Genomic DNA, 22,461 nt, shown 5'->3' with positions numbered 1-22,461 from the left:
TATGCCGAAGAAGAAATACAGTCAGCTTACCGCTGCTTTTGTATTAGCTAAAGCCAGTCTGATAGCCACCATCAGAAGCCCAACATCAGTGGTATTTGCCTTATTGTTTCCCTTAATATTTGTTACAGTGTTTGGGGCGATGGTAGATAATACGGCTGTAAAAGTATCGTTGGTATTATCGCCCAACAGCGATACCAGCAATCCCATGTATGCCGCCATTAAAAAGGTACCGTTCTTCAAAATAACTCAGGGCAAGGATTCTGCTGAAATGCTCACAGCATTGGAAAAGGGAAGAATTGCCGGCATTTTACATTTACATGCACCTGGGCTGCAAAATGGAATGCCTGTATTTGGCACCGACCTGCTGGCAAGCAGTGCTGTAGCAGATAAGCTACCAATTATTAAAGCAGCATTGCAGGAAGCAGCCGTTGCGGTGAATAAAGCAGCAATGCCTAATCTGCCTGCTCCAGCCAGTATTAATGTGATTGAAATTCCGGGAAGGGTTTACAGGAAAATAGATTTTATTTTACCCGGACAATTAGGTTTTTCATTATTGATGGCAGGAGTATTTGGATCTGCCTTTTTGCTATTTAATTTACGGCATACGCTTGTTTTAAAACGGATTTACGTAACTCCGATAAAGGGTTCATTTCTTTTACTGGGTGAGATGATCAGCAGATTATTGTTTCAGATTCTTTGCTTCATTATTATAACAGCATTAGGGTATTATGCTTTTAATTTTACATTGATAAATGGCATTTATACCTTTTTGGAGATGTTGCTGTTATCTGTTTTTGGTTTGATAATTTTTATGGGGATAGGTTTCATCATCAGCGGAATGATCAGGAATGAAAGCTCTATTGCCCCTGTGGCAAATACATTGACGGTACCTCAGATTCTACTTTGTGGCCTGTTTTTTCCGATTGAGGATTATCCAACCTGGTTACGTTCTTTTTGCGAAATTCTACCTCTCACATTTTTTGTTGATGGGTTGAGAAAGATTGCTTTTGAAGGATTGCATATCTGGCAAATCCCAATACAACTGGGAGGTTTGGTGATCTGGTCGGTAATCGTAGCATTTTTTTCCATCAGATTATTTAAGTGGGAATAATGGCCTGATCAGCCATAACAGTTGTCCTGTTTACCCGCCATGAAAATAGCAGAACGAAGATATCTTTGGAAAAGTTAACAATCCAATTAAAGATATGGCAGCTGTTAGTCCTTACATACATTTCGACGGCAATTGTGAAGCCGCATTTAACTTTTATAAGACCGTATTTCAATCAGAATTTACGGCATTATCACACTTCGATGAAGCCCCGGAAGATTCCTGTGTTATTGATGGCCCTGCCAACAGGGTGATGCATGTAGCGCTTCCGATTGGAGATGGAACGGTACTTTTGGGTAGCGATTCCCCGGATCAGGAACATGAGTTTAAGGCCGGAAATAATTTTAGCATAGTTATAAGGCCATTTAACGAAGAAGAAGCCCATCGGTTGTTTAACGAACTTTCAGCAGGTGGACGAATCGTTATGTCTCTGGAAAAAACATTCTGGGGTGCTTTATATGGATCGTTTATCGACAAATTTGGTATTTCATGGATGATAAACTTTGATTTACCTAAGTAATCGGTATTTTCAAATTGAATTAAATTCTTGCAGGGGCTGACCAAAAAATGGTCGGCCCATCTTTTTTTGGGAGTCTGCAGATCACTTGTTCTGCTTAAGCCAGTGATTTCTAGTTTTATGTTAATTAGTGTTACAACCAATGTTTAATTATTAAACTCTTTCCCCCATATCTGGTCAGAAAATAGAGAAGCCAGCTTTAACCAACCTGTCGGTATTTAAAAATATTATGTAATAATTTGAACAATCCTCTTTACAGGTAGTTACTGTTTGTATCATCGCTCACTGTTCAGTAAAAAGAACCAACATATGAGGAAATTTATTGCCGCTATGATAATATTGGGATTAGCGGGGGCCTGTAAATCCAAGAAAAGTACAACCACTAATTCAAATACGGTCAAACCCTTTCCTGTTATCACCTTACAACGGCAAAAAGCTGTCATAAATGCTGATTACCCAGCCACTATCCAGGGAATACAGAATATTGAGATCCGTCCGAAAATCGACGGATATATTGAAGCTATTTATGTTGATGAAGGAGCTTCTGTAAGAAAAGGGCAATTATTATTCAGGATTAATGCACCTCAATATGAACAGAATGTAAATACAGCCAAAGCTAATATTAAGATAGCCGTTGCAGATGTAAATGCAGCAACTATGCAGGTAAATAAAGTCAAGCCTCTTGTGGAAAAAGACATTGTAAGTGCCTACGAACTGGAAGCAGCCCAATATACGTTACAATCCAAACAAGCCGCGCTGGCACAGGCTCAGGCAGCCTATAACAATGCCCAAACCAATCTGAGTTATACCACCATTTATAGTCCGGCAGATGGAGTAATTGGTATTTTGCCATATAAAATAGGAAGCCTTGTTGGCAGTACTACTGCGAATCCATTAACTACGGTATCGGATATATCAAAAATCTATGCATACTTCTCAATAAATGAAAGGCAGGGGCTCGATTTCTTTCTGACCTCCAAAGGGGCAACCATGCAGGAAAAGCTGAAGACCCTCCCACCCGTAAATCTGGTATTAGCCAACGGTGTTATTCTCCCCAAACCGGGCAGAGTAGAAACCGCCAGCGGATTAATCAACCCACAAACAGGTGCTATAAATATGCGGGCCACCTTCGACAATCCCAACGGACTGGTAAGAAGTGGCAGCAGTGCAGTAGTACGCATCCCTCAAACAATCGATACTGCGTTGCTGGTACCTCAGAAGTCGACCTACCAGATCCAGGGCAAACTATTCGTATACGTGGTGGATGCCGACGATAAGGTCAGGTCAGTGGATATAGGTTCCAATGTTAATGCAGCCGGACAATCGTTTGTTGTTCAACAGGGATTAAAGCCCGGCGACAAAATAGTCGTAGATGGTATAGGGAGCCTGAGAGAAGATCAGACGATAGCTCCCCGTCTTGTAAATGCCGATAGTGTGTTTAAAAGCCTGTAAACAGACCCTCATGTTAAAGAGATTTATAGAACGGCCGGTATTATCAACAGTAGTTTCAATTATTATCGTCACATTAGGCGTGATAGGCTTGTTTACCCTACCAATTAGCCAATATCCTGATATTGCTCCTCCTACTATACAGGTACAAACCTCCTACAGCGGCGCCAATGCAGACGTAGTACTCAAAAGCGTAATAGTACCCCTCGAGCAACAGATCAACGGCGTTGAAAACATGGACTATATTACCTCTACCGCCGGGAATGACGGATCGGCAAATATCACCGTGAGTTTTAAAATAGGAAGTGATCCCAATATGGCGGCTGTGAATGTGCAGAATGCAGTGTCGAGGGCTACCTCCCTCCTGCCCCAGGATGTGGTGCGTTCTGGCGTTACCGTTCAGAAAAAGCAAACAAGCAACCTGCTGATCTTTTCAATTTACAGTGTAAACCCAACATTTGACCAAACATTTCTACAGAACTATGCCGACATTAACATTACGCCAGTAATCAAACGTATTCCAGGAGTTGGTGATGCTTCGGCATCCGGAAATATGGATTATGCCATGCGTATATGGCTTAATAGTCAGGCTATGGCATCTTATGGACTGATACCGGCAGATATAACGGCAGCATTGGCAGAACAAAATATTCAGGCGGCTCCGGGGCAGTTCGGAGAAAGAGGCGGGCAGGCATTTCAATATGTAATCAAATATCCTGGTACCCTTACAGATACCACTCAGTTTGGAAACATTGTTTTACGTTCTAATCTGCGTAGCCGGTTATTACGATTGAAAGATGTAGCGAGAATTGAATTGGGAGCATTAAGCTATTTCAATAGTACCCGTACCAACGGTTATCCTGCTGTTTCTATCAGTGTAGCCCAGGTGGCAGGCTCAAATGCCCGCGACGTGATAGATCAGACCCTAAAAGTGATGCAGGATGCATCTAAATCATTCCCAACCGGCGTTAAATATGTAGTGCTACAAAACGTAGACGACTTTTTGACTGCCTCCATCGATAAAGTACTGCATACCCTGTTTGAAGCCTTCATACTTGTATTTTTTGTCGTATTTATATTCTTACAGGATTTCAGGTCAACCCTCATTCCTGCCATCTCGGTACCTGTAGCAATACTGGGAACCTTTTTCTTTCTGAACCTATTTGGCTTTACAATCAATCTGCTAACCTTATTTGCATTAATTCTGGCAATAGGTATAGTGGTAGATGATGCAATTGTGATAGTAGAAGCCGTGCATGCAAGACTGGATCAGGGCTATGAATCGGCCAAACATGCCAGCATAGATGCCCTGGATGATATTTCCAGTGCCATTGTTTCTATTACGCTTGTTATGTCGGCCGTTTTTATACCAGTAAGTTTCATTACCGGGTCTTCAGGTGTATTTTATAAACAGTTTGGTCTTACCCTCGCTACTGCCATAGTTCTTTCGGCTATAAATGCATTAACACTGAGTCCGGCGCTTTGCGCACTATTTATAAAACCCCATAGCGAGGAACATAAAAAAAAGAACTTCCTGCAGCGTTTTTATCAGGCCTTTAACGTAGGGTTTGAGGCGGTGACGAAAAGATATATAGGAACGCTATCATTTTTCTCAAAACAAAAATGGATTCCAATTCTTATTCTGCTACTATTTACAGCAGGACTGATTATCCTTGCCAAAACCACTCCTACCGGGTTTGTACCGGAAGAAGATCTGGGAACTATCAACTGCAATATCAGTTTACCACCAGATGCATCCTTACAACGTACAGACGCTGTGACACGTAAAATTGAGCAACTGGTGAAGTCGATACCCGAAATTAATAATGTGCTGGCAGTTACGGGGCGAGGACAACTATCGGGAGCCGGCAGTAATTACGGCATGGTGGTAATGCGACTAATTCCCTGGAACCAGCGGAAAAGAACTATTCAGGAAATCATAAAGGAGTTAAATAAAAAGACGGCAAATTTTACGGAGGCAGAGATTAAATTCTTTGCTCCTGGTACAATACAGGGGTTCGGAGCATCAAATGGTTTTGCATTCCAGCTACAGGATAAAACCGGTGGAGAAATAGCCAGGTTCTATAAAGTAGGTAAAGATTTTCTGAGTGCATTAAATGAACAACCGGAAGTACAGTTTGCTACTACATCTTTCAATCCCAACTTTGCTCAATACCAGATGGATGTAAATGTTCCTAAAGTCAAAGATGCAGGCTTGAAAGTAACAGATATTACGAATGCCATGCAAGGATATTATGGAGGAATATATGCATCCAACTTCAACGAATTCGGGCAGCAATACCGGGTAATGGTACAGGCGTCACCGGAATACAGGCTTACCCCGGAAAGTATGAATGCAGTATTCGTACGTACGGCTACGGGAGAAATGGTACCGATCACTGAATTTGTATCGCTGAGTCAGACTTATGGCCCACAGTCAATTACCAGATTTAATCTGTTTACCTCTATCAATGTAAATGGCACCCCTGATCCGGCTTATAGCTCCGGCCAGGCAATTGCAGCGATTGAGAAAGCGGCCGCCGAAACCTTGCCACCAGGATTTGGTTATGAATTTTCAGGGATCACCAGGCAGGAATTGGCAGGTAACCAGCAAACGCTCTATATATTTCTGCTATGCCTGATCTTCGTTTATTTATTGCTGGCGGCCCAATACGAAAGCTATATCCTGCCATTTGCCATTTTGCTTACTATACCGGTGGGAATTTTCGGAGCCTTTCTGTTTGCCAGAATTTTTGGGATCAGCAACAACATCTATGTACAAATCACTCTAATAATGCTGATTGGTTTACTAGCCAAAAATGCAATTCTTATTGTAGAATATGCGGCAGAGCGGCGGCAAGGAGGAATGAGTATTACAGAAGCAGCGATTAATGGTGCACAGGCAAGGCTCAGACCCATACTGATGACCTCATTCGCCTTTATTCTGGGGCTGGTTCCATTAATGATTGCAACAGGTGCAGGTGCAAATGGCAACAGATCTATAGGCACAGGAGCAGTAGGTGGTATGCTTATAGGCACTGTGTTTGGATTATTTATTACACCTACCCTCTTTATTCTCTTTCAGATTTTACAGGAAAAAATCAAGCGACCCAAGTCTGTAAAGAACAAATGATTATTCATGCATCTACATAAAAAAAATACAGCCTTCATCGTAATAGCAGTTTGTTTTGCATCCTGCCATATTATGAAGCCTTATACCTCACCGGGGATTAAGGAAACCAACTTGTATAGGGATATAAATACAACAGATACCAATACCATTGCAACCCTGCATTGGAAGGATATTTTTACCGATACTTTACTACAACAGCTAATAGAAAAAGGCATTCAGAATAACCTGGATCTTAAGGCTGCCTGGTCACGAATGCGGCAAGCAGAAGCCAGTTACAAACAAAGCAGGTTAATACTTTACCCAGCTGTTAACGGCACTGCAACCGCTACAATTGCAGGGGCATCCAACAGTATTAATACAAATAAATCGGTCACTCCCCAGCAGTATACCATTGAAGCTACCGCCAACTGGGAAGCAGATATCTGGGGTAAATTAAGAAGCACCCGAGATGCCAATCTCGCCTTATTTTTACAGGCAAATGCCAATGCAAGAGCAGTACAAACCGCATTGGTAGCAAGTATTGCGTCTAATTACTATACCTTGCTTGCACTGGATCAACAACTTTCAATTACCGAGCAAACAGTAATTAGCTGGCAGGCAACTGTGGAAGTAATGAAAGCACTAAAAATAGCGGATGTAGTTACCAGCGCCGCTGTGGTTCAGAGTGAAGCCAGCAGGTACGCCGCAGAAGTAACCATTCCAGATCTGAAACAATCTATCAGAGAAACCGAAAATGAATTATCGTTGTTATTGGGCATTCCTTCTACTGCAATAGAAAGAGATAGTATCAACAACCAGGTTCCAATCATGTTGCTTAAAACAGGTATTCCAGCACAGTTACTGGCCAACAGACCAGATGTTCAGGCAGCAGAATATAACCTGAGATACTATTTCAAGCTAACCAATGTAGCGAGAGCATATTTCTATCCGTCTGTTACGATTGGGGCCACTGGTGGCCTAACAGCCTACCAGTCGATTACCGGACCAGCATCCTGGATTAGCAATCTCACCGGAGGTTTACTACAACCAATATTTAACCAGGGGCAAAATATAGCACGATTAAAGATTGCACAGGAGCAGCAGCAACAGGCAGCACTTAACTTCCAATCTACCGTTCTCACAGCAGGACAGGAAGTTTCCAATGCTTTATATACTTATCAAACAGCCCTTGAAAAAGGAAACAGCAGGCGTTTGCAATTGCTAAATCTCAACAAATCTGTTGAGTATACGCAGGAATTGGTGAGATATGGTTTTGCCAACTATACAGAAGTATTAAATGCCCAGCAAAGCTTATTGCTGGCACAATTGCAGCAAGTAAACGACAAATTACAGCAACTAAATGCTATTGTGTTTTTATACCGTGCATTAGGCGGAGGATGGAGATAATACTAGGCTTTGATATATTTTACTATTTCTGCATAAATATCTTTTTCTCTGAAAGGTTTTAACAACCAACCATTGAAACCAGCTGATTTAAAGATCTCAATATCTTCTTCCGTAATATTTGCCGTTAATGCGAGTGCAACAACCTGCGCTTTTTTAGGGTCATTGTCTTTACGGATATGCTCCATCACCTCTGCACCAGTCATTTCAGGCATGTTAAGATCGAGCAACACCATATCGTAGTTGTTTCTGTAAAAGAGTTCCAGCGCATTTTTACCATCCGTGGCCATATCAAATCTGCATTTCCAGCGAGTAAGAATCATTTTAAGCAGGAGTAAATTCATTTCCTGGTCATCCGCCACCAGCACATATTTTCCTGCCATTAAAGCACCGGTTGTTTCCTGAACATCCTTAGGAGTGGTTTCCATCATTAAAGGAGCCACTACTTTAGTATAAGGAATTTCGCAGGCAAAGGTGCTGCCTTTACCTAATTTGCTTTCAACGGTGATGTCGCCTCCTTGTAGTACCAGCAAGCGTTTAGTAATTGCCAATCCCAGACCGGTTCCTTTAATCTGGCTACCAGCCTGGAAAAACCGATCAAACAGATGAGGAATAGCTTCTTTGGCAATGCCTTCACCGGTATCGGAAACAGCAAATTTAAATGTGGAAGTAGTATTATCTTTTTCGTGTAGGGAAGCGGTAACGGTAACAGCACCATGATCAGTATACTTAATAGCGTTACTGATCAGGTTTAGCATTATTTGTTTCAGTCTGAATAAATCGCCATTCACCTGTGCATTTTTATCCCCCTCATAACTGGCATTAAAGGTTAGGTTTTTCTTTACAGCCAGCATTCGCATCATGTTTACCACCTCATTGAAAACCTGGTAAACAACAAAAGGTTGGGAGGTTATTGAGATATAATCCTTTTCCAGTCTTGAAAAATCGAGTACATCGTTTACCACCTGCAGAAGTAAGTCGGAGGAAGCACTAATATTATGAACGATTTCCTTTTGTTCGAGATTTAGTGGAGTAAAGGAAAGTTGTTCTGAAAAACCGATTACGGCGTTTAGAGGAGTACGCATTTCATGACTCATATTATTCATAAACTCAGTTCTTACCCTGGTAGTTTCCCTGGCCTCCTGTCGCTGTTGTTTCAGTTCCCTGTTCCTGTTCCTGTTTATAATAATATTCCAGGTAATAATACCTGCGCATAGTAGAATCAGGCCGAGGGCGGCTTTTTCGAGCCGCGACATACGTTGGGTGCTGGAGGTTACCACCTCCCTGGCCTCCATTCGTCGAGCTTCTGCTTCAGCCCTGGCTCTTTCTCTCAGGGAAATAAGCAGCATTTTGAGTTCCTCCATTAATGCGATATTGGTACCAGCAAGGGAGGATTCTTCTTCATTTAATTTCAACCGGTTGCTAAGCTGTTGTCTGATAATATTTTTATAATAAGTATTAATATCATTGATAGTTTTCCTTAGCTGCATTGCATCATAGGCTTCCTTATCTATTACTTTACCATCGGCGGTTCTGACAACAATGCTAATTTGGGATTTGACAGTATCTTTTTTATTGGCAAGCGCATTACCAATTCGTTTGAACACACTTTTTTTGGTGGCCTGGGTTTTAGGACTATTATCGATGGTATCAACTACTACACGTTCCTTCTTTATCTGTTTTACTGAATAATCCGGGATACTACTGATCAGTTTATCCACCATATCATTTTTACCGGCATTGGCTAAGAGAGAATCTGTTGTGGCTTTTAACCTGCCTATGTTTCGGGAAACAACTTCTTTTTGCTTGATAAGGGCATTTAGTTGTTTGTTATTATAGGTAGAATCGAGTGTATTGCTGATTGTGTCTATTATATTGAGGACATTATTAATTTGTCTTGAAAATTTTTCGAGATGTTTTTTCTCATACAAAACAGTATATAGCCGGAAATTATTTTCGGCATCGTTTAACGTAAAGAGTGCAGAATCAACCAGGTGGATACTGGGATCATCGGAGGCTAATGTATCCGTTGCATCCAACAAGGTGTTGACACTCCGCTGATGCACTTCATGACCTATAATGATGATAATGACCAGGGCCGCAACTGCAGCAATTAATGATGTTATAAACAGAACAAACGACTTACGCATAAGGCTAAACGGTTATAGCTCTCTTTTCTGGCTTCAGGTGGTAAAATTAGTTACAATAAAGCACTGCATTAATACAACAAACTCCGGATATTGTTGTAATATTTTTACTACATTTTTCAGCTAGTACCTTCTACACTTTTATGTGTATAGTTTAGAAATTGGTGGGCTATACTACCCATAATAATTATTTTCTATCTTGTGGTATTGTTCATCAAACCACGTTACAACTATGCCAACCTGGAAATCCTTAACCAGCTACTTGCTGGTAGGTATCAGTGCAACAATGATTACCACTACCACTTCAGCCCAGAAGAAAAAAGGCTGGAAACTCATCTGGCAGGAAGAATTTAATTACACGGGATTACCGGATACCACTAAGTGGAAATATGAAAGCGGTCATGTCAGGAACGAAGAGCAGCAATATTATACAGTAGCAAGGCCTGAAAATATCCGGGTAGAAAATGGCTTGTTACACATCAAAGGACAGAAAGAAAATTACCCCAACGCTGCATACCTTGCCGGTTCAAAAGAATGGAACAGAAAAGACAGCCTGGCAAAATATACCAGTGCGAGTATTAATACGCAAAATAAATTCTCATTTACCTATGGTCGGGTTGAAGTGAGAGCCAAACTACCGGCAGGTGGAGGTATCTGGCCTGCCATATGGATGTTGGGTGCAGAACATAGCCATGGAGGCTGGCCAATGGCAGGCGAAATTGATATTATGGAGTTTATTGGAAACGAACCAAAGAATATCTATGGTACTATTCACTGGGGCAAAACCGGAGGAGGCCATACCAGTAGCGGCCATAAGATCAGTGTACCTGATTTGCACAGCGATTTCCATATTTATGCACTGGAATGGACACCCGATGAAATGCTTATCTACTTTGATGACAGTGTGTATCATCGCTACCCTGTTGCGAAGGCGCTGTTGGGCGATTTCAATGCATTTCATCATCCATTTTATATACTACTCAACTTAGCGATGGGCGCCGCATGGCCCGGACCAGTAGATGAATCGGTGCTACCACAGGAGTTTTTGGTAGATTATGTACGGGTATATCAACCTAAAAAAAAGTATAATTACCGTTCAGCCCAAAAATAGAGCGAAAAAGACAATTTTTCTTACGTTTGCCGATCCCCTTTGACGGGTAGAACCTTTAAATACAATAAATCAGCTTATGAACGGAATGAGACAAACTGTGGTAGCAGGGCTTTTAGGAGCATTTGCCGCACTACAGGGGCTTAATGCAACTGCTCAGGTCAATGAAAAACCCAAACTTATTGTAGGCATCGTTGTAGATCAGATGCGTTGGGACTATTTGTACAGATATTACGACCGCTATGAAGCCGGAGGTTTCAAGAGAATGTTAGGCGAAGGATTCTCCTGCGAGAACACCTATATCAGTCATTTACCATCTTTTACTGCTGTAGGTCATAGCACCATTTATACGGGCAGTATTCCTGCTATACATGGTATCACGGGTAATGACTGGCCAGATCAGATTACCGGCCGGAAATGGTATTGCACTGAAGATACAATCGTGCAACCAGTAGGTACAACCGGTAGCGAAGGCAGAATGTCGCCACGCAATCTTTTGGCTACAACCATTACCGACGAATTAAGACTGGCTACCAACTTCCGCTCTAAAGTAGTAGGTGTATCCCTTAAAGACCGTGCATCTATTTTGCCAGCCGGACATAATCCAAACGGTGCATTCTGGTATGACGATAGCAACAGTAATTTCGTTACCAGCAGCTGGTATATGAATGAACTGCCTGATTGGGTTAAAAAATTCAACAACAAAAAGGAACCGGCTAAATTGATGTCGAGATCCTGGGAAACCATGTATCCTATTAAATCGTACAAACTTAATAGTACAGAGGATGATGTAGCCTGGGAAGGAACTTCCAAAGGAGAGAAAGCACCGGTTTTCCCACATGAATTGAAAGAGGTATTTAAAAATGAACCAGGAATTATCCGCTCCACTCCTTTCGGCAATACGCTTACCCTGAGCTTTGCAAACGCGGCTGTGGAAGGATACGACCTTGGTAAAGGCGAAGCAACCGACTTTCTGACTATCAACTGTGCATCTACCGACTATGTTGGTCATAAATATGGTCCGAACTCTATTGAAGTAGAGGATACCTATCTGCGTCTCGACAAAGATTTATCTGCATTCTTCTCCTACCTCGATCAACGCGTTGGAAAAGGTAACTACCTTGTATTCCTGACAGCAGATCATGGTGCTGCACATTCTATTAAATTCCTTCAGGAACATCAGATCCCGGCTGGATTGGTAGAAAGAAATAAATTAATACCAGCGCTGGATAGTACGCTGAATGCACGTTTTGGTGTAAGCAAACTGGTTTCATCCTTTATGAACTACCATGTAAGTTTCGATAAAGAAAAAATCAAAGCTGCTAAACTCGATTACAATGCAGTGAAAGCTGAAACTGTAGAATTCTTCCAGTCACAACCAGGAATTCAGTTTGCAGCAGATCTGGATAATATAGGCAACAGCCCTTTACCAGAACCAATCAAATCAATGGCGGTAAACGGATATAATCCAAAACGTACCGGTGCAGTGATTGTAATTCCTGAACCAGGATGGTTTGAAGGTTCTCTGAAAGGTACTACCCATGGTAACTGGAATCCTTTCGACATCCATATTCCATTGGTATTTATGGGATGGCATGTAAAACACGGAGCTACCAACGAAACTGTTCACATGACCGATATCGCTGCTACTCTTGCTGCTATGCTGCATATTCAAATGCCTAGCGGTTGTGTAGGTAAACCGGTTAAAGAAGTTTTACAATAATAAAAAGCAATACTAAAAATGGGCGGTCTCGAAGTCTTGAGACCGCCCATTTTTTATTTCGGTAACTGGTGGCACTCCTTAGTCTAAGCCTTACTTTCTATAGTCTGGTTTAAATAATGTCCAACTTCCATAAATATGTTATCAAAATGAAAATAGAAGGCATAACTGTTTCTTATTTTCTTCGGAACATCAGGAACGCTAATATTTCCATTTTGAAGCTTTGCATGCAGGGCATCCACTTCTGTAGTACTATCTAACATAAAGCCAATATGAAAATCCCTAGGATAGGAAGTATCTCCGTTTTTGCTTCCCATAATAACAAGAGTGAAATTATTGCTGTTGGTTAGAATAGCTATCACATTATCTCCTTTCACTAATTCGCAGTTGAAGTTGAAATAGGTTTCAAAAAATGTAATAGCCTCACTTACGTTGTTTACCACGAGGTTTAAATGATTGATGGTCATATGTTTTTTATTGTTTCTTTTAATTAATCGAATGATCATTCGATTAATAGTTAAAAAATTTTTATTGCTTTAAAGCTGATATAACAAGGTCAAATGCCTGTTTCAATTTTTGTTCAGTAAGAGAAAAAGGTTTCCCGGCCATATTAGCCTGGGTGAGATGAAATTTTACCAGGGTATAAAATGGACCATAAGCCACAGCCCAGAAAACTTCCGTTGGCAAATCCTTTATTTCATTTTTATGTACGGCATTCGCTACGAAATCATTCATTACCTTCCTGAAAATAGCAGGTTTGATGGCTTTATGATTAATGAGAGGAGAAGTTCTGAACTGCTCGTAGAACTGGTAGGCCAAAGGATCTTTATTAATATTCTTCAGTCGGTTTTTCCACTGCAGCCATAACCCGTCTTCAAAACTCAGATCGGCAGTGAAATTATCCAATGCATCTTTTTCAAATTTGTTTTGAACTTCAATGTATAGTCTGGTCAGCAAATCTTCCCGGCTTTCAAAATAGACATAAATAGTGGAGGCCGAAATTCCAACGCTTTTCGCCAGCTTTTGCATGCTGAGTCCATCGAATCCATCCCGTACAATCATTTCAATCGCCTTCTGCCGGATATCCAGTTCCTTATTTTCGTCTTTAGTTCTCATAATGCAAATATAATGAAATGATCATTCGATTTAGAATTAAAATTGAAACAAAAGTTAAAAATCCAAAAATGAAATATTAATAATTGATAATCAATTAATTATTAATATTTCATTCTCTTTAAACATAAATTTTAAAAAGTTGTTTTGAAAAGTTGTTCAATTTTGTATCTTTGTTATGATTAAATAAAATACTAATGGCGCAACGAGAAAAGAAATCGACGCCCGACGCTTCCACTGAAGAAAGAATAAAGGCGGCTGCAAGAACAGTATTTACCCTAAAAGGGTATGAAGCCACCAAAATCAGAGATATAGCTGCCGAAGCAGATATTAATCTTTCATTGGTCAATTATTACTTTAGAAGTAAAGAAAAACTCTTTCAAATAATTATGAAGGAAGTAGTTGATCAACTCTTTAGTATCGTTTCAGCAATCTTAAATAATGAACAATTATCGCTGGAACAGAAGATAGAGCAACTAACAGAGCAATATGCAATGCTGCTGCTGCATAACCCGAATTTTCCGCTGTTTATGGTCAATGAAATCTTTACCGGAAGTAATGATCTGTTGAAGGAAAACAGGAAAGACGTGGTTTTCCAATCTCATTTTTTTAAACAACTGGCAGCATTACAGAAGGATGGAAAACTGAAAACTGATCCGTTGAATATATTGTTAAACCTTATCGGATTTATGGTGATGCCTTTTTTGGCCAGACCATTGTTGGAAAAGAATAATATTATCAATCAGGATAGTTTCAGATCAATCATTGAAGAAAGAAAAACATTAATACCAATATGGATTATGGGTATGCTGAAATAGTTTTCAGCACTCAAACAGATCGTTAAACATACTTATATCTGCTATCAAATGAAAATAGTTAAGATACCGGGGTGGTTTATGGTTCTCTTATGCTTACCAGTATGTACGGTTGCTCAAACAACCAGTCTTACATTGGAAGAGTGTTATACGCTTGCCAAACAAAACTATCCGCTAATAAAGCAACACGACCTGATTCGCAAAAGTACAGGCTACGCCATCGAAAATGCAGGTAAACAATTTCTGCCTCAGTTAAATATCAGCGGGCAAGCTACCTATCAATCTTCGACCGTAACCTTTTCGGATGTTATTCCTCCTATTACCGGAATCAACTTCCCCACGCTAAGCAAAGATCAATACAAAATACAAGCTGAAATCTCCCAGCAAATCTATGATGGCGGCGTTACAAAATTTCAGAAAGAAAACAACCGGGCCAACGAAGAAATGCAGCAACAACAGTTGGAAGTAAACCTCTATAGCATCAAGGAGAGAATAACACAACTCTATTTTGGTGTACTATTGCTGGAAGCACAACTTCAACAAAACCAACTTAAAAAAATTGACCTGCAAAGCGCCACCGAAAAAGCACAGGCATCATTGGCAAATGGCGTAGCCTTCCGAAGCAATGTAGATGAACTCAAAGCTGAGATAGGAAATACCGATATGAATGCTACTGAACTAAATTCCAACAGGAAAGCATATCTGAAAATGCTCAGCATTTTTATCAATCAACCATTGAGCGATAGCGTACATTTAGTTTACCCTGTTAGTCAATCTACCAACTTCTCCATACAACGACCAGAACTAGCCTACTACGATGCTCAGAAAAAATCGTTCGACGTGCAGGAACGTCAACTGAAAACAGGATATCTGCCCAAACTCAATGCCTTTATACAAGGAGCATATGGCAGACCAACGCTCAACATCGTAGATAATAATTTCGGTGCCTGGTGGATAGGCGGCATCAGACTTTCATGGTCATTAGGCTCTTTGTATACATTGAAAAACAGTCGCCAGCAATTTGAAATCAACAAACAACTGACCGACATCACCAAAGAAACCTTTCTCTTCAATACCAATCTTACACTTTGGCAACAGGATGAGGATATTGATAAATTTGCTAAACTCTTAGCGCAAGATCAGGAAGTTATCGCCCTACGAACTTCTGTCAGAAAATCTGCACAGGCTCAATTAGATAATGGGGTCATAACGGTGCATGAATATATTTCCAAACTCAATGCGGAAAATCTCGCCAAACAAAGCAGTATTCTGCATCGAATCCAACTATTACAAGCTCAATATAATTTCAATATTACTTCAGGTAACTGATCAATCATTGTTTATGAAACATAACATCATAACAGGTATTATTTTCGGAACGTTAACACTGGCCTGCGGACAAGGCAAAATAACTTATGATGCGTCAGGGAATTTCGAAGCAGACGAGGTAATTGTATCAGCCGAACAAAGTGGGCAAATTCTTGCCTTCTCCATCCAGGAAGGTCAACAACTAAACGCAGGTCAACTGGTTGGGCAAATAGATGTCACCATCTCTACCCTACAGAAAGAACAGGTAGAGGCATCCATACGCGCCCTTAGCCAGAAAACCCAGGACCCGGTACCACAAACTGAATTAGTCCAGAAACAATTACTCGTTCAGGAGGCCCAGCTACAGCAACAATACAGAGAAAGAACCAGAACCGAAAATCTGGTTAAAAGCGACGCCGCTACTCAAAAACAACTGGATGATATCAATGCAGGTATAACACAGCTCGAACGACAAATAAATGTAACCAGACAGCAATTAAGACTCAACAACTCCAATACCGCTACACAAAACAGATCTATCCTCAGTGAAAAAGGACCTTTGGAAAAAAACATGGCGCAATTTGAAGAACAGGTAAGAAAAGGACAGATTACCAATCCAATTACCGGAACCGTGCTTTCCAAATACGCCTATAAAGGAGAAATGGCCACCATAGGTAAACCTCTCTACAAAATTGCCAATGTCGATACACTTTATCTAAAAGCCTATGTTACTGGTACTACTTTACCTAAAATAAAGCTTGGCCAGGCAGTAACAGTAAGAATAGATCAGGGCAAAAAAGATTATAAAACCTATCCTGGTACCATCACCTGGATTTCAGATAAATCAGAATTCACCCCTAAAACTATTCAGACAAAAAATGAAAGAGCCAACTTAGTCTATGCCATTAAGGTAATGGTTAAGAATGATGGCTTCCTCAAAATAGGAATGTATGGCGAAATGTTGATCGATAACAAGCAATCATGAATCCCGTTGTATTAGATCATATTACCAAGACTTACGAAAACGGTAAGGTACTTGCCGCCAGTGATGTTTCCTTCGAGGTGGCGTCAGGAGAGCTGTTTGGACTGATTGGGCCAGATGGTGCAGGTAAAACTTCCCTTTTCCGCATCCTTACTACATTGCTGCTGCCAGATAAAGGCAACGCATCCGTATTGGGGTTAGACTGTAATAAAGATTTTGAGGAGATACGCAGAAGAATTGGCTACATGCCCGGCAGGTTTTCGTTGTACCAGGACTTAACGGTAAAAGAAAATCTCGATTTCTTTGCAACCCTTTTTGGTAGTACTCTGGAAGAAAATTATAGTCTGATTAAAGATATATATGAGCAAATAAAACCCTTTAATAATCGCAGGGCCGGGAAACTATCAGGAGGCATGAAACAAAAACTGGCTTTATGTTGTGCCCTCATCCACAAACCAGAAGTATTATTTCTGGATGAGCCTACAACGGGCGTGGATGTAGTTTCGAGAAAAGAATTCTGGGATATGCTCAAAACATTGAAGCAACAAGGCATTACCATTGTTGTTTCCACACCTTATATGGATGAAGCCATGCTTTGCGAGCGAATAGCCCTCATCCAGACAGGTAAAATACTTACAATAGATACCCCGGGTAAGATCATTGCAGCATTTCCGGTACCGCTATATGCAGTAAAGGCAAAAGATACCTACCGATTGCTAACTGAGTTGCGTAAACGCTCCGAAATTGCAAGCTGCTTTGCTTTTGGAGATTATGTCCATATAACATTAAAAGACAACTCAAATGAATCACAAACCGATCAGTTAAAGCAGGAGCTTATACAGGCAGGACATGAGCAATTTGAAATAAAACGGATAGAACCTACTATAGAAGATAGTTTCATTCAGTTAATGAGTCAAACATATGGCAGATAAAGTAATTACATGCAAGAATCTGACGAAGAAGTTCGGAGATTTTTATGCAGTACATAATATATCCTTCGACGTTAGTCAGGGAGAGATTTTCGGATTTCTCGGTGCCAATGGTGCCGGTAAAACTACGGCGATGCGTATATTATGCGGATTATCTTATCCGACCTCCGGCGAAGCCAGCGTAGCAGGGTTTGACGTATATACCCAGCAGGAACGAATTAAGCAAAATATCGGCTATATGAGCCAGAAGTTTTCATTATATGAAAACCTTACGGTCTTGGAAAATATCACCTTCTTTGGCGGTGTTTACGGAGTTCCGGCAGCTCAACTTAAAGAAAGGAGCAGGCAATTGATTGCGAAACTGGGATTAACCAATGAGGCAAAAAAACTGGTAGCCTCTCTCCCACTAGGTTGGAAACAAAAGCTGGCATTTTCAGTAGCCATATTTCATGAACCTAAAATTGTGTTTCTGGATGAACCAACTGGTGGTGTAGATCCGGTAACCAGAAGGCAGTTCTGGGATATGATCTATGAAGCCGCCGCAAATGGAATAACCGTATTTGTAACTACACACTATATGGATGAAGCAGAGTATTGCGACAGGGTTACAATTATGGTAGATGGTAAAGTGGAAGCATTGGATTCTCCCGGTAATCTGAAGTCGAGATTTGATGTTACTTCCATGGATGAAGTTTTTTACAGACTAGCCCGAAACGCAGTAAGATCGGGCGATTAACAGTACAATACTATGAAGCAATTTCTGGTTTTCATTCGAAAAGAATTCTTTCATGTATTTCGTGATAAGCGTACCCTGCTGATCATGTTTGGTTTGCCATTGGTACAGATAGTATTGTTTGGTTTTGCACTTACCAGTGAAGTAAAGAATATCACCCTAACTGTTATAGATAATTCGAGAGATCTGAACAGCCGGCAGCTAACCGACAAAATCAAATCTTCCTCCTACTTCGTGGTAAATGAATCGAACATCGACTATAATGATGTTCTTAAGCTTTTTAAGAAGAATGAGGCGAAGTGTGCATTGATCTTTCCGAGCAGATTTGGAGATGACCTGAAACATAATGGTAAAGCACAGATACAAATACTAACGGATGGTTCGGACCCTAATACTGCCAAAACAGTGGTTAATTATATCAGCAATATTACCAGTGCCTATCAGCAGGAAATCAGCAATGGCAAGCCGCTTGAATATGTGATTACACCTGAACCAAGGATGTTGTACAATGAGGAAGGAAACGGTTCATTAAACTTCATACCGGGAGTTATGGCGCTGGTATTGATGATAGTATCAACGGCTTTAACATCAGTATCTGTAGTGAAGGAGAAAGAACTTGGTACCATGGAAATATTACTGGTATCGCCATTTAAGCCATTAATGGTTTTAATATCAAAAGCAGTTCCCTACCTGATACTATCGCTGCTAAATATTATTATGATCCTTGTGCTTGCGGTATTTGTATTGGATGTAACGATTAAGGGAAGCATTATTTTATTGTTTCTTGAAAGTATGCTTTTCATTATTACCTGCCTTTCATTAGGCCTGATGATATCCAACACCACCAATTCTCAGCAAACTGCATTACTGCTATCGATGATGGGAATGATGCTTCCTACAATGATCTTTACAGGTTTTATGTTTCCGCTGGAAAATATGCCAAAGGTATTTCAGTGGATTTCCAATATTATACCATCGCGCTGGTATTTTCTGATCATTAAAGCTGTGATGTTGAAAGGACTTGGGTTTGGATATGTTTGGAAAGAAACATTGATACTGTTTGGAATGACTGTGCTTACATTAACCATTGCGTTGAAGAACTTTAAAACGCGGCTGTCATGAAGGTATTAAGATATTTATTACAGAAAGAGTTCAAGCAGATTTTCAGAGACAAGACCATTCTTGCCATGATGTTTGCCATGCCCATTATACAGTTGATCATTTTGCCGCTTGCTATGAATTTTGATGTAAAAAGCATCAACCTGGCGGTGGTAGATCATGATCATAGTACCTACTCCATGAAGTTGCTGAATAAGATCAATGCATCCGGTTATTTTAAACTGGTGGCTGCCAGTCCATCTTTTCAGGATGCCATTCAATATATTGAGCGGGAAAAAGCGGATGTTGTGCTTGAAATTCCGATGGGGTTTGAAAGAAACCTGGTTCGGGAAGGTCAACAGCCCTTAGGTATTTCCATTGATGCGATTAATGGCACTAAAGCAGCCATAGGAGGCAATTATCTGTTGAGCGTAATCGGTGATTTTAATCAGCAAATCCCCATTAATGCTACTGGTTTCAAACCTATGGGTGTCATAGACCTTACGTGGTCGAACTGGTTTAATCCTTTGGCGGAGTATAAATATTATATAGTGCCGGCGGTACTGGTACTATTGCTTACACTGATTGGTGGATTTATGGCAGCCCTGAATATTGTTCGGGAGAAAGAGGTAGGAACGATTGAGCAGATCAACGTAACTCCGATTACCAAGCTGGAGTTTATATCGGGTAAGTTGATTCCGTTTTGGGTGGTAGGGATGATAGTATTTACGTTGGGGTTAACGGTAGCATATATAGTATATGGAATATGGCCGGTAGGGAGTTTTCTGACCATCTATATTTTTGCCGGAACCTACCTGGTTGCATTATTAGGTTTTGGTCTTTTAGTCTCTACCTACACCGAGAATCAGTTGCAGGCTATGTTTGTGGCTTTCTTTTTTATGATGATTTTTATGTTGATGAGTGGCTTGTTTACGGCTGTAGATAGTATGCCGGGATGGGCCAGGGTGATTGCAAATTTAACTCCGGTTACGCATTTTATAAAGGTAATACGGATGGTGGTGTTAAAGGGAAGCGGATTTGCAGATGTGAAGTGGGAGTTTTTATACCTGGTATTGTTTGCGTGTATACTTAACGGGTGGGCAGTATATAATTATAGGAAAACTAGTTGAGTTGTTCAGAATATTTTGTAACTTAAAATACTCTTACTACTTATTCAACCCATTTTGTTTTAACCAACGAAAAGATTTTTTTCTGAAGACAGGGCGGCCGACCGCCCTTTTTTCATATAATCATTTTCGATATATCAAATCAATTCTTCTTATTTCCAACACTTGAAGCATTAATTGACAATCTGTTGACCATCTTCCAAAAACTTCCAGGATAGCTAAAACCCTTGTCTGTATTGGAATTAATTAGCTACTTCCCTATTCCCCTTAGAAAAAATGTTGAAAAAAATGATATTTTATGAATAAATTTGAACAATCAAGTAGCTACTTTTAAAATTATAAAAAATGAGCATTAAACCCGCTACCTTATTTGACAAAGTATGGGATTCACATGTTGTGAGGAAAATTGAAGATGGTCCGGATGTCTTCTTTATAGACCGCCATTTTATTCATGAAGTGACCAGTCCGGTTGCCTTTCTGGGGATGGAAGGCAGGGGATTAAAGGTAATGTTTCCTGAAAAGACCTTTGCTACAGCCGATCACAACACGCCAACGATTAATCAGCATTTACCGGTTGCAGATCCATTATCTGCCAACCAATTAAAGGCTTTGGAAACAAACAGCGGTAAATATGGTATTTCTCACTGGGGATTAGGTAACCCAAAGAATGGTATTGTGCACGTAGTTGGGCCGGAAAACGGTATTACACTACCGGGAATGACTATTGTATGTGGTGATTCGCATACCTCTACCCATGGTGCTTTTGGTGCAATTGCTTTTGGTATTGGTACTTCTGAAGTTGAGATGGTACTTTCTTCACAGTGTATTATGCAGCCGAAACCTAAAAAAATGCGTATCAATGTGAACGGCAAATTAGGTAAAGGTATTACTCCTAAGGATGTGGTATTGTTTATCATATCTCAGCTCACAGCAGCCGGTGCTACCGGATACTTTGTGGAATTTGCGGGTGAAGTATTTGAAAACATGACCATGGAAGGTCGTATGACCGTGTGTAATATGAGTATTGAAATGGGTGCTCGTGGTGGAATGATTGCTCCGGATGAAACTACTTTCAACTATATTAAAGGTCGTGAAAAAGCTCCTCAGGGTGAAGCCTGGGAAAAATCTCTCGCTTACTGGAAATCATTGAAGACAGATGCGGGAGCAACATTTGACATAGAATACAACTACAATGCTGCCGATATTGAACCTATGATCACCTACGGAACTAATCCGGGTATGGGTATTGGCATCACCAAAAATATTCCTACCTCAGAAGTAGCAGGTGGTAGCAAATCCAGCTACGAAAAGTCATTACACTACATGGGTTTCAACGAACAGGAGCCTATGCTTGGTAAGAAGGTAGATTATGTGTTCATTGGTAGCTGTACCAATGGTAGAATTGAAGACTTCAGAGCTTTTGCATCTATTGTAAAAGGAAGAAAGAAAGCGGATCATGTTACTGCATGGATCGTTCCGGGTTCTCATATCGTAGAACAACAGATCAGGGAAGAAGGTATATTGGATATCCTGACAGAAGCCGGGTTCCAGTTACGCCAACCTGGTTGCTCTGCATGTCTGGCTATGAACGATGATAAAGTTCCTGCCGGAAAATATGCAGTAAGTACCAGCAACAGAAACTTCGAAGGTCGTCAGGGTCCTGGCTCCAGAACTTTACTGGCTAGTCCGTTAGTGGCTGCAGCCGCTGCGGTTACCGGGGTGGTTACCGATCCAAGAGAACTGATTGCTTAATCTTATTTCTTTCTACAATTACTACAGATACTATTAATA

The 22,461-nt window shown here is 40.6% G+C and carries 18 protein-coding genes; 15 read left to right on the top strand and 3 right to left on the bottom strand.

Annotated elements, in window-relative coordinates; translation table 11 throughout:
• Position 1 precedes the first annotated feature (1 nt).
• The 5 genes from DVR12_RS24380 (at position 2) to DVR12_RS24360 (ending at position 7,593) form a co-directional block, all read left to right on the top strand.
• Positions 2 to 1,111, top strand: a complete 1,110-nt coding sequence (locus DVR12_RS24380) for an ABC transporter permease (protein ID WP_116978422.1) — start codon at positions 2 to 4, stop codon at positions 1,109 to 1,111.
• A gap of 94 nt (positions 1,112 to 1,205) precedes the next feature.
• Complete coding sequence (locus DVR12_RS24375) at positions 1,206 to 1,628, top strand: VOC family protein (protein WP_116978421.1); 423 nt, start codon at positions 1,206 to 1,208, stop codon at positions 1,626 to 1,628.
• A gap of 306 nt (positions 1,629 to 1,934) precedes the next feature.
• Positions 1,935 to 3,077 carry an efflux RND transporter periplasmic adaptor subunit gene (locus tag DVR12_RS24370; protein WP_116978420.1) on the top strand — a complete coding sequence of 381 codons (1,143 nt, stop codon included), beginning with the start codon at positions 1,935 to 1,937 and terminating at the stop codon, positions 3,075 to 3,077.
• Between the two features lie 10 nt (positions 3,078 to 3,087).
• A complete protein-coding gene (locus DVR12_RS24365) occupies positions 3,088 to 6,207 on the top strand; it encodes an efflux RND transporter permease subunit (RefSeq protein WP_116978419.1) in 3,120 nt (1,039 codons plus the stop codon).
• A 6-nt stretch (positions 6,208 to 6,213) separates the two neighbouring features.
• Positions 6,214 to 7,593: a TolC family protein gene (locus DVR12_RS24360; RefSeq protein WP_116978418.1), complete on the top strand. Its 1,380-nt coding sequence runs from the start codon at positions 6,214 to 6,216 to the stop codon at positions 7,591 to 7,593.
• Between the two features lie 2 nt (positions 7,594 to 7,595).
• Here the strand turns inward: DVR12_RS24360 and DVR12_RS24355 are convergent, their stop codons facing one another.
• A complete protein-coding gene (locus DVR12_RS24355) occupies positions 7,596 to 9,740 on the bottom strand; it encodes an ATP-binding protein (RefSeq protein WP_116978417.1) in 2,145 nt (714 codons plus the stop codon).
• 229 nt (positions 9,741 to 9,969) lie between these two features.
• Here DVR12_RS24355 and DVR12_RS24350 point away from each other — a divergent pair, with 229 nt between their 5' ends.
• Complete coding sequence (locus DVR12_RS24350; RefSeq protein WP_116978416.1) at positions 9,970 to 10,848, top strand: glycoside hydrolase family 16 protein; 879 nt, start codon at positions 9,970 to 9,972, stop codon at positions 10,846 to 10,848.
• A gap of 85 nt (positions 10,849 to 10,933) precedes the next feature.
• Positions 10,934 to 12,568: an alkaline phosphatase PafA gene (gene pafA / locus DVR12_RS24345; protein ID WP_233522458.1), complete on the top strand. Its 1,635-nt coding sequence runs from the start codon at positions 10,934 to 10,936 to the stop codon at positions 12,566 to 12,568.
• Positions 12,569 to 12,651: 83 nt separating this feature from the next.
• Here the strand turns inward: pafA and DVR12_RS24340 are convergent, their stop codons facing one another.
• Together DVR12_RS24340 and DVR12_RS24335 are read right to left on the bottom strand one after the other, a co-directional pair.
• Positions 12,652 to 13,071 (bottom strand): VOC family protein, encoded by a 420-nt coding sequence (locus DVR12_RS24340; RefSeq protein ID WP_233522457.1) that lies wholly within the window; start codon positions 13,069 to 13,071, stop codon positions 12,652 to 12,654.
• Positions 13,072 to 13,093: 22 nt separating this feature from the next.
• Positions 13,094 to 13,681 carry a TetR/AcrR family transcriptional regulator gene (locus tag DVR12_RS24335; protein WP_116978413.1) on the bottom strand — a complete coding sequence of 196 codons (588 nt, stop codon included), beginning with the start codon at positions 13,679 to 13,681 and terminating at the stop codon, positions 13,094 to 13,096.
• A 194-nt stretch (positions 13,682 to 13,875) separates the two neighbouring features.
• Between DVR12_RS24335 and DVR12_RS24330 the strand changes: the two genes are divergently transcribed.
• From DVR12_RS24330 to leuC, 8 genes are all read left to right on the top strand, one after another.
• Positions 13,876 to 14,496, top strand: coding sequence for a TetR/AcrR family transcriptional regulator (locus DVR12_RS24330; protein WP_116978412.1), 621 nt, complete (start codon positions 13,876 to 13,878; stop codon positions 14,494 to 14,496).
• A gap of 48 nt (positions 14,497 to 14,544) precedes the next feature.
• A complete protein-coding gene (locus tag DVR12_RS24325; RefSeq protein ID WP_233522456.1) occupies positions 14,545 to 15,822 on the top strand; it encodes a TolC family protein in 1,278 nt (425 codons plus the stop codon).
• Positions 15,823 to 15,835: 13 nt separating this feature from the next.
• Positions 15,836 to 16,786 (top strand): HlyD family secretion protein, encoded by a 951-nt coding sequence (locus tag DVR12_RS24320; RefSeq protein WP_116978411.1) that lies wholly within the window; start codon positions 15,836 to 15,838, stop codon positions 16,784 to 16,786.
• On the top strand, positions 16,783 to 17,715 hold the full coding sequence (locus tag DVR12_RS24315) for an ABC transporter ATP-binding protein (RefSeq protein ID WP_116978410.1): 933 nt from the start codon (positions 16,783 to 16,785) through the stop codon (positions 17,713 to 17,715). Before DVR12_RS24320 ends, DVR12_RS24315 begins: the two co-directional genes overlap by 4 nt.
• Positions 17,705 to 18,448 carry an ABC transporter ATP-binding protein gene (locus DVR12_RS24310; protein WP_116978409.1) on the top strand — a complete coding sequence of 248 codons (744 nt, stop codon included), beginning with the start codon at positions 17,705 to 17,707 and terminating at the stop codon, positions 18,446 to 18,448. The genes DVR12_RS24315 and DVR12_RS24310 overlap by 11 nt, the downstream gene beginning before the upstream one ends.
• A gap of 12 nt (positions 18,449 to 18,460) precedes the next feature.
• Entirely contained in the window at positions 18,461 to 19,567 is a 1,107-nt protein-coding gene (locus DVR12_RS24305; RefSeq protein WP_116978408.1) for an ABC transporter permease, read from the top strand.
• Positions 19,564 to 20,673, top strand: coding sequence for an ABC transporter permease (locus DVR12_RS24300; RefSeq protein ID WP_116978407.1), 1,110 nt, complete (start codon positions 19,564 to 19,566; stop codon positions 20,671 to 20,673). The genes DVR12_RS24305 and DVR12_RS24300 overlap by 4 nt, the downstream gene beginning before the upstream one ends.
• A gap of 342 nt (positions 20,674 to 21,015) precedes the next feature.
• A complete protein-coding gene (leuC, locus tag DVR12_RS24295; RefSeq protein WP_116978406.1) occupies positions 21,016 to 22,422 on the top strand; it encodes a 3-isopropylmalate dehydratase large subunit in 1,407 nt (468 codons plus the stop codon).
• The last annotated feature ends 39 nt before the right edge of the window (positions 22,423 to 22,461 follow it).

The organism is Chitinophaga silvatica (genome assembly GCF_003419895.1).
GTDB lineage: Bacteria > Bacteroidota > Bacteroidia > Chitinophagales > Chitinophagaceae > Chitinophaga > Chitinophaga silvatica.
Note: the sequence above shows the minus strand (reverse complement) of the source record. Positions and strands in the feature narration are given on the sequence as shown.